At 36.0% G+C, this 14,693-nt stretch carries 14 protein-coding genes; 4 read left to right on the top strand and 10 right to left on the bottom strand.

What is annotated here, in order from left to right; genetic code table 11:
• Positions 1–6: 6 nt before the first annotated feature.
• Both M0D58_RS00460 and M0D58_RS00455 read right to left on the bottom strand, forming a co-directional pair.
• Positions 7–1,080 carry a carbamoyl phosphate synthase small subunit gene (locus M0D58_RS00460; RefSeq protein ID WP_248392603.1) on the bottom strand — a complete coding sequence of 358 codons (1,074 nt, stop codon included), beginning with the start codon at positions 1,078–1,080 and terminating at the stop codon, positions 7–9.
• 183 nt (positions 1,081–1,263) lie between these two features.
• Positions 1,264–2,154 (bottom strand): aspartate carbamoyltransferase catalytic subunit, encoded by an 891-nt coding sequence (locus tag M0D58_RS00455; RefSeq protein ID WP_248392596.1) that lies wholly within the window; start codon positions 2,152–2,154, stop codon positions 1,264–1,266.
• Positions 2,155–2,399: 245 nt separating this feature from the next.
• Between M0D58_RS00455 and M0D58_RS00450 the strand changes: the two genes are divergently transcribed.
• Positions 2,400–2,861, top strand: a complete 462-nt coding sequence (locus M0D58_RS00450; protein WP_248392595.1) for an Lrp/AsnC family transcriptional regulator — start codon at positions 2,400–2,402, stop codon at positions 2,859–2,861.
• A 48-nt stretch (positions 2,862–2,909) separates the two neighbouring features.
• Entirely contained in the window at positions 2,910–3,428 is a 519-nt protein-coding gene (locus M0D58_RS00445; protein ID WP_248392594.1) for a SecDF P1 head subdomain-containing protein, read from the top strand.
• A gap of 31 nt (positions 3,429–3,459) precedes the next feature.
• Here the strand turns inward: M0D58_RS00445 and argH are convergent, their stop codons facing one another.
• From argH to M0D58_RS00405, 8 genes are all read right to left on the bottom strand, one after another.
• On the bottom strand, positions 3,460–4,764 hold the full coding sequence (gene argH / locus M0D58_RS00440; RefSeq protein WP_248392593.1) for an argininosuccinate lyase: 1,305 nt from the start codon (positions 4,762–4,764) through the stop codon (positions 3,460–3,462).
• A gap of 147 nt (positions 4,765–4,911) precedes the next feature.
• On the bottom strand, positions 4,912–5,994 hold the full coding sequence (locus M0D58_RS00435) for a M20 family metallo-hydrolase (protein WP_248392592.1): 1,083 nt from the start codon (positions 5,992–5,994) through the stop codon (positions 4,912–4,914).
• The gene (argB, locus tag M0D58_RS00430) at positions 5,969–6,763 is read right to left on the bottom strand and encodes an acetylglutamate kinase (RefSeq protein ID WP_248392590.1); all 795 of its coding nucleotides are present in this window, start codon (positions 6,761–6,763) and stop codon (positions 5,969–5,971) included. Before argB ends, M0D58_RS00435 begins: the two co-directional genes overlap by 26 nt.
• Before the next feature lie 68 nt (positions 6,764–6,831).
• Positions 6,832–7,791: an N-acetylornithine carbamoyltransferase gene (locus M0D58_RS00425; protein WP_248392588.1), complete on the bottom strand. Its 960-nt coding sequence runs from the start codon at positions 7,789–7,791 to the stop codon at positions 6,832–6,834.
• Positions 7,792–8,074: 283 nt separating this feature from the next.
• A complete protein-coding gene (locus tag M0D58_RS00420; protein WP_248392579.1) occupies positions 8,075–9,214 on the bottom strand; it encodes an aspartate aminotransferase family protein in 1,140 nt (379 codons plus the stop codon).
• Between the two features lie 347 nt (positions 9,215–9,561).
• Positions 9,562–10,527, bottom strand: coding sequence for an N-acetyl-gamma-glutamyl-phosphate reductase (gene argC / locus M0D58_RS00415; RefSeq protein ID WP_248392576.1), 966 nt, complete (start codon positions 10,525–10,527; stop codon positions 9,562–9,564).
• A gap of 129 nt (positions 10,528–10,656) precedes the next feature.
• Positions 10,657–11,850, bottom strand: coding sequence for an argininosuccinate synthase (gene argG, locus M0D58_RS00410; protein ID WP_248392575.1), 1,194 nt, complete (start codon positions 11,848–11,850; stop codon positions 10,657–10,659).
• Positions 11,822–12,418, bottom strand: coding sequence for a GNAT family N-acetyltransferase (locus tag M0D58_RS00405; RefSeq protein WP_248392574.1), 597 nt, complete (start codon positions 12,416–12,418; stop codon positions 11,822–11,824). The genes argG and M0D58_RS00405 overlap by 29 nt, the downstream gene beginning before the upstream one ends.
• Before the next feature lie 160 nt (positions 12,419–12,578).
• On the opposite strand from M0D58_RS00405, the gene M0D58_RS00400 reads away from it, so the two are divergent.
• On the top strand, positions 12,579–12,995 hold the full coding sequence (locus M0D58_RS00400; protein ID WP_248392573.1) for an IS1/IS1595 family N-terminal zinc-binding domain-containing protein: 417 nt from the start codon (positions 12,579–12,581) through the stop codon (positions 12,993–12,995).
• Positions 12,996–13,244: 249 nt separating this feature from the next.
• Positions 13,245–14,624 (top strand): porin, encoded by a 1,380-nt coding sequence (locus M0D58_RS00395; RefSeq protein WP_248392572.1) that lies wholly within the window; start codon positions 13,245–13,247, stop codon positions 14,622–14,624.
• The last annotated feature ends 69 nt before the right edge of the window (positions 14,625–14,693 follow it).

The raw sequence follows: 14,693 nt of genomic DNA, 5'->3' as shown, positions 1-14,693 counted from the left end.
CATATTCTACTTTTTAAAATCTTCCATCAACTGGATAAAATCATCGAATAAATAATTCGCGTCTTCAGGACCCGGACTTGCTTCCGGATGATACTGAACGGAGAAACAAGGGTGAATTTTGTGCTTCAGGCCTTCGTTCGTCCTGTCATTCAATGCGATATGGGTTTCAATTAAATATGTATTTTTCAAACTTTCCTGATCTACCGCGTAACCGTGATTTTGGGAAGTAATGGCCACTTTGTTTTTCTCTAAATCCAACACCGGATGGTTTCCTCCCCTGTGTCCGAATTTTAGTTTGAATGTTTTTGCTCCGCAGGCCAGACCTATTAATTGGTGACCCAGACAGATTCCGAAAATCGGAACTTTTCCTAAGATTCCACGGATCATTTCCAGTGCCTGCTGATTATCTTCCGGATCTCCAGGACCGTTTGACAACATTACGCCATCGGGATTCATCAGTAAAATTTCTTCTGCTGTTACATCCTGGGAAACTACCGTAATATCACAGTTTCTTTGAGATAACTCCCTGATGATCCCTAATTTGGAACCGAAATCCACCAATACCACTTTTAAGCCTCTTCCCGGATTTGCATACGGTGTTTTTGTAGAAACCTGCTCCACCTGATCGGTTGGAAAGTTGGTTGATTTTAATTCTGAAACTACGGTGTTTTCATCAGCATCAGCGTTTACAATTTTTCCTTTCACTACCCCGTGGTTACGAAGAATTCTTGTCAGTCTTCTGGTGTCGATTCCTGAAATTCCTGAAAGGTTTTTCTTTTTAAATAATTCATCTAAAGTAATCTGAGTACGAAAATTAGATGGCAGATCACAAAGTTCCTTTACAATAAGCCCTTTGATCGCCGGTTCTATACTCTCATAATCATCTCTATTAATTCCATAGTTTCCGATTAATGGATAGGTCATGCACACAATCTGACCGCAATAAGACGGATCAGAGATCAGTTCCTGATACCCTGTCATTCCGGTATTGAAAACTACTTCCCCTGCCGTTTCCAATTCTGCTCCGAAACCTTCTCCATGAAATACTTCACCGGACTCCAGTATTAATTTTTTCTTCATTTTAAACTTTTATCTCTTATTATTTATTTTATATATCCACATGGGTTTCACCCACGGCTATTAACATGTCGCTCCTATGGAGCTTGGACAACCTGTATGTTTTTGTTTTCCAGGGCTTCACCCGTCGCTATTATAAATCGCCCTTTCAGGGCTCATCAAAATTTTTTTAAACTATTCCTTGCCTCATTTAAAAGTATATCCTTGATTTTCCAAGGCTTCTTTTATGATGGCCATTCTTGCAAAAACGCCGTTCTGCATTTGTTTGAAAACCCTTGAACGTTCGCATTCCACGAGGTCGGTATCAATCTCCACGTCTCTGTTAATGGGTGCCGGATGCATGATGATGGCATCTTTTTTCATGGCTTTTTCTCTTTCTTTGGTTAAACCGTATTTTCTATGGTATTCAGAAGCAGAGAAGCTCATTTTGGCATCATGCCTTTCGTGCTGGATTCTTAACAACATTAAAACATCAACCTCTTTAATTAATTCATCAACGTTTAAGTAAGTTCCGTTGATTAGAGCCCCTTCATCAAACCATTGTTCAGGTCCCGAAAAGTATACCTTCGCTCCAAGCCTTCTCAATGCTTCTGCGTTTGAATTGGCGACTCTGCTGTGTTTAACATCACCTACAATCCCCACTTTAAGGCCTTCAAATTTCCCGAATTCCTGATAGATCGTCATTAGATCCAGCATACATTGAGACGGGTGATTTCCCGTTCCGTCTCCTCCGTTGATTACCGGAATTTTTATATTTTTTAATTCATCAAAATATCTGTCTTTTTTATCTCTGATTACGACAAGATTTACACCTAAACTTTCAATGGTCTTTACGGTATCATACAAACTTTCTCCTTTGTTTACGGAAGAATTTGAAGCATCAAAAGGCACTACCTGCAAGCCCAGTTTTCTTTCTGCAATATCAAAACTCGTTTTTGTTCTGGTGCTGTCTTCAAAGAAAAGATTCGAGCAAAAAACTTCTCCTTCAATTTTAGCCGTTTTTCCATTCGCAAAAGCCAAAGCTTCTGTCACTATCCTGTTGATTCTCCCGGTGCTTAGTTCTGTAATCGTAAACATAATATTTTAATTTTTTTACAAAAAAAAAGCGAAGAAACATCTTCGCTTAAAATAAATAAATATCATAAAGGGCGCTATCGCCCGGTAATTCTAATGATATAAATACTGTGTTATTCATTAGGTGCAAAGATACAACAATTTTATAAACCGACAAAACCAAATTTCATTATTATTAAAATACCATGATTTTTAAATAATTTAATTTTTAAATACTATTTTTGTTACCCTATCAACGTTTATACAATATGGATTTAAAAGACAAAATGATTCTCAGCATTATTCAGGAAGATTCTACTTATTCTGTAAAAGAAATTTCGGAAAAAATCGGGCTTACTTTTACTCCGACATATGAACGCATCAAACAACTGGAGAAACAGGGAATCATTGAAAAATATGTAGGCCTTTTAAACCGTGAGAAACTAGGGCTTAATATTGTTGTATATTGTAACGTAAGACTAAAAGAACAATCTAAAAAAGTATTGGAAACTTTTGAGAAAAACATAATGCAGCATGATGAAGTTCAAGAAATAATAAGTCTTTCCGGCGAATACGATTATATGCTGAAAATCATTGCGAAAGATATTAATTCTTATAATGATTTTACCGTGAATGTGATTTCAAATATTCCTAACATCGGTCAATATCACAGTTCTATCGTTCTTCACGAGGTGAAGAAGTCTACGAAGTTTAAGATTGATTTGGATTAAAAATTTAAAAATCAATATCATTTAGCATAACATTTTATTCATTTTATAATGAAACATACATTACTAATAATAGGAATAATGGTATCAAGTCTGTGCTTTTCGCAAAATACTTCCGAAGTTGTTGATGTTATCAACAATGGAAAGGTTGAAAACAACGAAGATCGAGATACACAAAACTATATCGCAGAATATCTCACTTCCTTTTTTGACAAAACCTACGAAAAACCTGACGGATTCTACCTCGTTATCGAACAAAAAACTCCTAATAACAAAAATACGCTCGAAATTGAAAGCATTGCTTTCCTAAATTCAACTGATATAAAAAATATAATTTTAAATAAAAATGGCAATAAATACCCCACCGTCCTATTCGAACTTAATGAAACAGGAAGTAGAAAATTAAAGAAAATTACATCTGAAAACTTTGGAAATGGAATCGCTATAATTGTTGACAAAAAAATAATTACCATGCCAATGATTGTTGCTGAGATATCAGATGGTAAGCTTGAATACAACAGTATTCTGCCTTATAACGAAACCGAATTAATAGTTAATAAATTAAAATAATTTTCTTTAATTAATCTTTTTTAAACATAAACTATCCCAGCAATTTACTTTTCAGTTTATTAAACTGATATTCTATCCTATCCAGACAAAGATTTCCGATGCTTCCCTGATGCGTATGATTCAGGTTTCCCATTTTAAAATCAAACTCGCCTTTTTCAATTTCCTGCCCTACCTTTATATAAGCATCGCGGAATGAACTTCCGCTTTTCACTTCTTCATTTATTTTCTCTACACTGAAAAGATATTTATACTTTTCATCCTCCAAAATCCCGTCTTTCACCTGAATATTCGGCAAAGTGTAACTTAAAATTTCAAGACATTCCTTTAATGAATCAATTGCCGGGAAAAGAATTTCTTTCGTCAACTGCATATCACGATGATAGCCTGAAGGAAGATTATTGGTCAACAAAATAAACTCATTCGGCAACGACTGAATTCTGTTGCAACGTGCACGAACCAACTCGAAAATATCCGGATTTTTCTTGTGGGGCATAATGCTGCTTCCCGTGGTAAATTCTTTAGGGAAACTGATAAAATCAAAGTTCTGGCTCAAATACAGACACACATCATAAGAAAATTTGCTTAAAGTTCCCGCCAAAGTTGCCATTGCCATCGACAACATTTTCTCTGACTTTCCGCGCGTCATCTGAGCGTAAACCGAATTGTAATTCATGGATTGAAAGCCTAAGTTATAGGTTGTACTCTCCCGATCAATCGGAAATGAGGAACCATAGCCTGCCGCCGAACCTAATGGATTTTTATTGATGATATTTTTTACCGAAAACAACATCTCAAGGTCATCCAACAACGCTTCTGCATACGCTCCAAACCACAATCCGAAAGAGGAAGGCATCGCAATCTGTAAATGCGTATAGCCCGGAAGCATAACATTTTTATGCTGTTCCGCCAATTTGATTAAGATCTGAAAGAATTCGTCCGTTAAAGCTGTAATTTCACGGATTTCATCTAATAAATACAACTTAATATCTAATAAAACCTGATCGTTACGAGATCTTGCCGTATGGATCTTTTTTCCGGTATCCCCTAATTTTTCGATTAAAATTGATTCTATCTGTGAATGAATATCTTCTGCATTTTTATCAATGTTAAAAGTTCCATCTTCAATATCCTGTAAAATCAAAGCCAGAACGAAAAGCATTTTTTCCGATTCTTCCTTTGTAATAATACCTGTTTCTGCCAGCATGATGCAATGCGCAACTGAACCTTTGACGTCATATTTTGCCAAACGTTCATCAAAGTCAAGATCTTTTCCGACTGTAAATTTGTTGACTAATATATTGGTGGCATTATCGTCTTTTTGCCATATTTTTTTCATAAATTTCTTTTTTGTTGGAAGATGGAAGCTAGGTGCTGGAAGTTTACTACCAAATGCTTAATCTTCATTAATTAAAAAAAATTGTTATTTTGAACAAAAATTATATTTTTAGGCATCTTTATTAGCATCCAGCATCCCGCTTCCAACCTATAAAACCTTTTCTAAAATTTGAATATAAATCTCAATTCCCTCCGCAATTTCTTCGATGAAAATAAATTCATCTGCGGTATGAGAGCGCCTGCTGTCACCTGGTCCGAGTTTTACCGATGTACAAGGAATAATGGCCTGGTCGGATGAAGTCGGCGAGCCGTATGTTGTCCTTCCAATCTCAAGACCTGCCTGTACGAACGGATGCTCCATTTCAATTTTTGAAGAATTTAATCTGAAAGATCTCGCTGTCAACGTTGATTTCATCTGTGACTGAATGATTTCAAATGCTTCTTGATTAGAATACTCATCCGTCACTCTTACATCCAAAGTAAAAGTGCACGATTCCGGAACGACATTATGCTGAACTCCGGCATGAACCCCTGACAACGTTATCTTTACCTCACCCAGATAATCCGAAATTTTTGGAAATTTAAAATTCAAAATGTTTCGGAGGTCTTCCATACATTTTACAATCGAGTTATCATTGTTAGGATGAGCAGCATGAGAAGGAGTGCCCTTCATTTCCCCGTCGATCACCAAAAGACCTTTTTCCGCGATCGCCAGATTCATCTGCGTTGGTTCTCCTACGATGGCGAGTTCGATATTGGGCAACTGTGGAAATAAAGCTTCGATCCCGTCAAAACCTGAAATCTCCTCCTCTGCTGTCAAAGCAATAACTAAATTATATTTTAAATCTTCTTTCTCAAAAAAATACAAAAAAACCTGCGCCATCGAAACCAAAGAAGCTCCTGCATCATTGCTTCCCAATCCGAATAATTTTCCGTCTTTTTCAATTGGTAGAAACGGATCCAAAGTGTACGCTTTATTCGGTTTTACGGTATCATGATGTGTATTCAGCAAAATTGACGGTTTGAAAACATCAAAATTCTTATTCACAGCCCAGATGTTATTTTTAAATCGCTTCGTCGGAATTTGATGTCTTTTGAAAAAATTTTCAATTTCCACGGATGTATTAAATTCATCTTTGCTGAATGACGGAATTTCAATCAGTCTTTTCAGCAAATCCACTGCGTTATTCAGTAGTTCTTCTTTACTATAAACAGATTTCAGTTCCTGCATGATGGTTTTCTATATGGTTTTTTAGTTCGGTTTCCTTAATTAAGAATACCTTATTCACATTATTTTTTACTGCTCCTAAGGCATTTTCCAATTTTGGAAGAATTCCTTTATGAAGTTTTCCTTCGTTTTTTAAGATTGAAAATTCTTCTTCGGAAATATTTTTAATAACAGATGCTGGGTTATTTACATCTTCCAAAACACCTTCTTTATCGAAGCAGTACAATAATTCCACATCATATTTTATTGATAAAGCCTGCGCAATTACCGAAGCAATGGTGTCTGCATTGGTATTGAAGAGATGTCCTTTTTTATCATGGGTAATCGCTGAAAACACCGGAACTAATTTTAGTTTAAGCAACTTTGAAATCAACTTTCTGTTCACACTTTTTTCGGTAATATCTCCCACAAATCCGAAATCAATTTCTTGGTGTTCCCGTTTTTTAGCTTTAATTAAATTCGCATCGGCACCGGAAAAACCTATGGCTTTACATTTCTTTTGCTGAAGTTTTGCCACAATATTTTTGTTAATTCCTCCTGCATACACCATCGCTACAATATCTAAAGTATCTTTATCTGTGATTCTTCTACCGTTCACCAGCTTTTGTTTAATTCCAAGCTTGTCCGCCAAAGTGGTTGCTAATTTTCCGCCACCATGAACAAGGATTTTCTTTTCCTGAATTTCAGCAAACTGCTCTAAGAATTGTTCTAATAATTCCTCATCATCAATTAATGATCCGCCAATTTTTATGATGTATAATTTTTCTTTCATTTTATACATTTTTTTGATTGGATTATATCCAATCCTTTTATAATTCGTCCTTTCAGGACTTTATTAATTTATTTAGAATTCAATTCATCCAAAATTTCTGAGAAAACGGCCTGCGCTGAGAAAATCCGGTTTTTTGCCTGTTGATAAATGATAGAATTTTCACCATCCATTACCTCATCGCTCAATTCTACATTTCGACGAACCGGAAGACAATGCATTACCTTTGCCTGATTGGTATTTTCCAATTTTTCATTCGTTAACATCCAGTTTTCTTTCACTTCAGGCATCTCCGCATACTCATCAAAAGACGACCAGTTTTTAACATAAATAAAGTCTGCATCTTTCAACGCTTCATCCTGATCATGAATAACTTTTACGTCTTTCGTGAAATTTTTATCTAAATCATAACCTTCCGGATTGGTAATGATAAAATCGACATCCATTTCCTGCATCCATTCTGCGAAAGAATTTCCTACCGCGTGAGCAATCGGTTTGATGTGAGGCGCCCAGGTTAAAACCACTTTCGGTTTACGGTCTTCCTGCCAGCTTTCTGTAATCGTAATGCAATCAGCCAAACTTTGCAAAGGATGGCGTGTAGCCGATTCCAAGGAAATAACGGGAACTTTTGCATGTTGCTCGAACTGACTTAAAATGCTTTCGTTTACATCATCTTCCTTACTTTTCATTCCCGCAAAACAACGAACTGCAATGATGTCACAATATTGATTTAATACTTCAATCGCGTCTTTGATATGTTCAACAGTATCGCCATTCATCACTGCGCCATCTGCAAATTCAAGGTTCCAGGCTTCCTGAGCTGCATTTAATGTTAAAACATTTAACCCTAAATTCTGCGCAGCAATCTGACTACTCAAACGGGTTCTCAAACTTGAATTTAAAAATACAAGTCCGATGGTTTTTCCTTTTCCCTTATCAGTTTCCGAAAGAGGATTTTCTTTAATTTGTAAAGCTTTTTTTATAATTTCCTGTAAGTTCTCAACGTCACTTACAGCGGTGAATTTTTTCATTTGGAAATTTTTATTTTTTTAATGGACAAATGGAATATCCATTTCATTTTGAATTGATTTTAAAGATTTTTTATCTTACATATTTGATTGAGTTTTTAACGCTATGATCGCGAAGCTTTTTTTATTAAAATTGAAAACATTTTCGTTCGCAAGGGCGTTTCACTCAGGTAATGATAATTATGTTTGTCATTCTGAACGAAGGAAGAATCTATTGGTACTATGATAGAGATTCTTCACTACACTTCGTTTCGTTCAGAATGACAAACCGCATAATTTTCACAGGTTAAATATTCTCCAATACTTCTTTCAAAGCACTGATGAATAGATCAGTTTCTTCTTTTTTAATATTAAGTGCCGGAAGAATCCTCAGCACAGCCTTATCATTAGAATTTCCTGTGAAAATATGATGATTGTACAACAGGCTGCTCCTCACTTCCGAGCAATCCCGATCAAGTTCAATCCCGATCATCAGACCTTTCCTTCGAATTGTTTTAATATGTGGAAAATTTTTAATTTCATTTTCAATATACTCACCCATTTCCTGAGCATTTCCGATGAGATTTTCATCTTTCATAACATCCAGAACCGCAATTGCAGCGACACAAGCTAAATGATTTCCACCGAAAGTAGTTCCCAGCAAACCGTTGCTTGCCTGAAATTTTGGATGAATCAAAACGCCACCAATCGGGAAACCATTTCCCATTCCTTTTGCTGTTGTGATGATATCGGCTTCAATCCCGAATTCCTGATGGGCAAAGAAATAACCACTTCTTCCGTATCCCGACTGAACTTCATCCAAAATCAAAACAACATTATATTTTTCGCATAATTCTTTGATTTTAGTTAAAAATCCAGCCGTTGGAATCATAATACCTCCAACTCCCTGAATTCCTTCGATAATAACAGACGAGATTTCACTTCCTTGTTTTTCGAAAACTTTCTCCAGCTGTTCGATATTATTCCATTCAGACTTGATAAATCTTTCGTCATAATTGACCGGAGCTACGATTTTCGGATTATCCGTCACCGAAACTGCCGCCGAAGTTCTTCCGTGAAACGAGCCTGAAAAATAAAGTACTTTATTTTTTCCGTTGTGGAAAGAAGCCAGTTTTAAAGCATTTTCATTCGCTTCAGCACCTGAATTGCACAGAAATAAATTATAATCTTCCAAGCCTGAAAGTTTCCCTAATTTTTCAGCCAGTTCAGTTTGTAATTTATTCTGAACCGAGTTTGAATAAAAAGAAATTTTATCTAATTGCTCTTTCAAATGATTTTGGTAATGCGGATGATTATGTCCGATGGAAATCACCGCGTGACCACCGTAAAAATCAAGATATTTTTTCCCTTTGTCGTCCCAGAGAAATGATCCCTGAGCTTTTATCGGATTGATGTTGAATAATGGATATACGTTGAATAAATTCATCTTAGTTGATTGTTTTTGGTTGATAGTTGTCGGTTTTTCTGACAACTTATCTTTATAACTTTTCTTTTGCCTTGAAATCGAAGATTCGACGTAGTCAAACAAAAGAAACAAAAGTTCAAGACTTGGAAACTTCCGCTAAAAAATATTTTTATTCTCTAAAAATTCTAAAACTTGCGCGAAATCAATGTTTGTTCTTCGGTTCTACATTTGTGTCGCGCTTCGAACAGTAGAATTTTCTTAACGTTCATAAAATTCTTTTTCTTAACGCTCCATTTTCCTAAGTCGGTTTTGATTCGAGCCTTTAAAATTCACAATTGACTATTTGACAATTTGCATTTATAATTCTTTTAAAATGCAATAGGTTTTAAGTTCAATCCTAAATCTTCTTCCCAACCCATTGCAATATTCATGTTTTGAACAGCCTGTCCGGAAGCTCCTTTCAACAAATTGTCAATCGCTGAGTGAATAACCGCAACATTTCCACTCTTTTCAATATGAATCACACAGCGATTCGTATTGACAACCTGCTTTAAATCAATTGCTTTTTCACTTACCTTTACAAAAAGTTCATCGGCATAAAAATCTTCAAACAATTGATATATTTCTGAAAGTTCCACATCTGTTTCCACCGTGGAACTTGTAAAAATCCCTCTCGCAAAATCCCCTCTCCAGGGAACAAAATTCAAACTAATTTCATTATTATTAAAAGAAACTAACTGCTGTAAAATCTCATCCACATGTTGATGAGTCAAGGTTTTATAAGCTGAAATATTGTCATTCCTCCATGTAAAATGGGTTGTTGGCTGTAAAGACTGGCCTGCGCCTGTTGAACCCGTAATTCCTGTCGTATACACCTCATCTAACAAACCTTTTTGCGCTAAAGGAAGCAAAGCAAGTTGAATAGCAGTCGCAAAGCATCCCGGATTGGCAATACTTCTTGCTTCTGAAAGTTGTTTTTTGTTGATTTCAGGTAATCCGTAGATAAAATTTCTATCTCCGAAACTACCGTCCAAACGAAAATCATTTCCCAAATCAATAACCAGCGTTGAATCTTTTACAGGATTCTGACTCAGCCAATTCTGACTTTCTTTGTGAGGAAGGCATAAAAACAAAATATCGACTTCTTCTGGTTGATCCGTTAAAACCATTTCGCAAACTGTCGTTAAATCTGGGTACAGATCCGAAATCTTTGTTCCCGAATTTGAACGACTATACAAAAAACTCAAAGACACATGAGGATGAAAAGCCAGCAGACGAACCAGTTCGCTTCCTGTGTAACCGTTGGCTCCGATGATTCCAATTTTCTTTTTCATTTTATTATTTTCCATAGGTTTTCACCTACGGTTATTTGTATTGAACCCTATCGGGTTCTGATTCTTGTTGATTTTATTAACCATAGGTTTTACCTACGGCTATTAATATTGAACCCTTCGGTTTCACCATCATAATGCTGAATTAATCTGATGATATATATTTAAAGAATTGCTTACGATTTTTGTATAACCTTTCACATCTTCGCCTGTCCATGCTCTGTTCGCTTCGCCATAGCTTCCGAATTCATCAGACATCAGATCGTGTTGAGACTCAATTCCATTCAAAATAAATCGATAAGGATGGAGCGTTACAAAAACTTTTCCGCTGACCGTTTTTTGAGAATTAACCAAGAAAGACTCGATATTTCGCATCACTGGATCCAGGAAAAGTGCTTCGTGAAGCCAGTTTCCGTACCAGTCGGATAATTGGGACTTCATCATCTGCTGGTATTTCGAAAGCGTATGTTTTTCCAATAAATGGTGTGCTTTGATAATCACAGACGCCGCAGCCGCTTCAAATCCCACTCTTCCTTTAATTCCGACAATCGTATCTCCAACGTGAATATCACGACCGATTCCGTAAGCAGAAGCCAATTCTTCAATTTTCTGAATGGCATAAACAGGATGTTCAAAATTTTCTCCGTTTACAGCAACAACTTCTCCGTTTTTAAACTCAACTTCCATTTCTGAAGGCTGAGTTTCTTTAATCTGAGAAGGAAAAGCCTCTTCAGGCAAATAATTTCTTGATGTCAGCGTTTCTTTTCCGCCCACGGAAGTTCCCCAAAGTCCTTTATTCACCGAATATTGTGCTTTCTGAAATTCCATTTCATAGCCATTACTTTTCAAAAACTCAATTTCTTCTTCACGAGACAAAGCCATATCGCGAATCGGCGTAATGATTTCCACATCGGGGCACATGACCTGGAAAATCAAGTCAAAACGAACCTGGTCATTTCCTGCTCCAGTACTTCCGTGAGCGATAGCATCAGCTCCGACTTCAATCGCAAACTTTGCAATTTCCTGCGCCTGAATCGTACGTTCCGCACTTACGGATAAAGGATAAGTATTGTTTTTTAAAACATTTCCAAAAATCAAATACTTCACGCAAGAATTGTAATAATCTTCCTGAGCATCAACACACCTGTATTCTTTTACCCCGAGAATCAAAGCTTTATTCTCCAGCTCTTTTTCTTCTTCCTTAGAAAAACCGCCGGTGTTTACAGTGACTGCATATACATCATATCCCAGTACTTCACTGAGATATTTAGCGCAGTAAGAGGTATCAAGACCTCCGCTAAATGCTAAAACTACTTTCTTGTTCATTATTGTATTGATTTTCAGACTGAGATTTCTCAGCACTGTTTTTTATATTTTCCGGGACAAAAAGCATTGCCGTGCAAAGACAATTTTTCCGTTCTTTCTTCATTAAAATATCATAATTCACACAACTTTTGCAGCCGTTCCAAAACTCTTCATCCTGGGTAAGCTCGGAATAAATAACTGGCTTATATCCCAAATCACTGTTAATTTTCATAACCGCTAATCCGGTAGTCAATCCGAAAATTTTTGCATTCGGATACTTATTTCGGGACAAAGTGAACACTTTATCCTTAATCAATCTTGCCACACCCAAGTGCCTGAATTCAGGAGAAACGATCAGTCCGGAATTAGCTACAAACTGTCCATGAGACCATGTTTCGATATAACAGAAACCCACCCATTTTCCGTTATCAGTAGCTATTACCGCATTTCCTTCAATAATTTTTTTACTGAGGTATTCGATAGAACGTTTGGCAATGCCCGTCCCCCGACGCTGTGCAGAATCATACATTTCCTGCTGTATATCATTCACATACATCAAATGAATGGATGAGGAAATTTCTATTTCCATTTATTTATCTAAAATTTTCGGCAAATTTAAAATATAATTTCCATAATAAGCAAGTATAAAAGATAATTTTATTGAAATAAATTAATATTCAGGTAATTTTATCTTTAAGTAAAATTAATATTTTGCTAAATTATTATATATTTGCTAAAAAGATATAGTTATGGAAAATCAATGTCCGAAATGCAATAACAATAAAGTTGTAAAAAGCGGGATCGTAAATGACAAACAGCGTTTCCTATGTAAAGACTGCAACTATTATTTCACTGTTAAAAAATTAGGAAAACAGATCGATGATTATTACGTAACAAAAGCATTACAACTCTATCTGGAAGGCTTAAGTTTCCGTGAGATTGAGAGAATTATTGGTGTTTCACACGTAACCATTAGTTCATGGATTAAGAAATACAACATCACAAGACCTCCCCATTCAGAATTTCATCCTGTGTATAAGATTTTAAAGCAAAACGAATTGATTGAATATATGAGCAAGGAAGAAAATATTAAAAATTCTGGGTTAATTATTACTCAGTTTGCAGATAAATACATGCTTATCAAATGGGAACGATTTAAAAAATAACTTTTGGTAAGCTATGAGTTATTAATTATAAATTATGAGTTTTAGTTACATGCGATTAACTATTAAATAGTTTAAAATAAGAATATTACATATATAATTAATTCAAAATTTACAAGTTTCAACACCTTATAATTAATCACTAATAACTTATAACTATACCATTAGCATTAATATATATTAAATTTTTTCAAACAAATTATTAATTACAATTTGGCTTTCATAAAAAACAACGCCAAAAATTGATAATTTATGAAAAAATTACTCACTTTAATCGGATTGGCTTTAATCAGCAATTCTTTATATTCTCAAGGTTCACCTGATTATGGAAGTGGATTAAAAATAAATCTCAATCAGCAAGGTGACAAATACATCAGATTTATTTTATGGGATCAGTTTTGGCTGAGGAATACCGATATGAATCCTGGCAGTATGGTTGGTGGAGAACCGACTGATAATTCATGGAGCTTAGGAAATAGAAGATTGCGTGCATTGGCATATGCTCAAATTTCCAAAAGATATATGATCTTAGCCCATTTTGGAATTAATAATCAGACTTTTATCAATGGCGGTGGCTCGGGAACTTCAGGAACAGGAGGATACGGAAACGGCAAAAAGCCACAGATGTTTTTTCATGATGCCTGGAATGAATACGCTGTGGTTTTACCTGGTGAAGCCGGAAAATTCAGTTTATCTTTGGGAGCAGGACTGCATTACTACATGGGTCTTTCAAGGATGACGATGGCTTCAACATTGAATTTCCTTACTGTCGATTCGCCAATCTTTACATGGCCTTTAATTGACAATTCCGACCAGTTTGCGAGGCAGCTGGGGATGTTTGCCAAAGGAAAATATGGAAAACTGGAATATCGTTTTAGCTTAAACAAACCTTTCGCGACCGACCTGGTTCCGGCGAATGTGACTGATCCATCGAAAGCCGTAGCCGTTGACAACAACGGAAATCCGAACTTTTCAAAAGCAGCATATGTCGAATACCAGTTTCTGGATGAGGAGTCGAATCTATTGCCTTTTAAAGTGGGTTCTTACTTAGGAACAAAAAAGGTTTTCAATGTCGGAGCCGGATTTTATCATCAGAAAGACGGAACGAGAACTTCCGTGAATTCCAATATTGAAAAACATGACATTACACTTGTTGCCGTTGATGCCTTTGCAGATATTCCGCTGGGAAATGCCAAAAACAAAATGGCTGTTTCGGCTTATGCAGGATACTACAATTATCAATTTGGACCCAATTATATCAGAAATATCGGCATCATGAATATCGCTTCTTCCGACCCGAATTTTGTCGGAAATAAAGCTATTGCCGGTCCGGGAAACCTGCAACCAACCATTGGAACAGGTAATATTATCTACGCACAGGCAGGATTATTATTACCAAGCCAAGCAGAAAAACCAAAAATCAGGATCCAGCCGTTCGCAGCCTATACTCATAAAAGTTTCGAGGCATTTGATAAATCTTCCTCGCAATTTGATGTCGGTGCCAACTGGTTTATCGACGGTCATCACGCAAAAATCACCACGCAATATTCTACAAGGCCGGTGTACACAAGTCCAACCGACAGCCCTTCTTCCAAAGGAGAATTCATTATACAATTTCAGATTTACCTGTAAAAACTTTGAATTTTAACCATTAAGATTATTTAATCGGATAAAAATCAATTAAGAAAACTAAATATCAAT

It is taken from the genome of Chryseobacterium nepalense (assembly GCF_023195755.1).
GTDB classification, from domain to species: Bacteria; Bacteroidota; Bacteroidia; order Flavobacteriales; family Weeksellaceae; genus Chryseobacterium; species Chryseobacterium nepalense.
The sequence above is the reverse complement of the archived record's forward strand: the minus strand, read 5'-3'. Positions and strand labels throughout refer to the sequence as shown.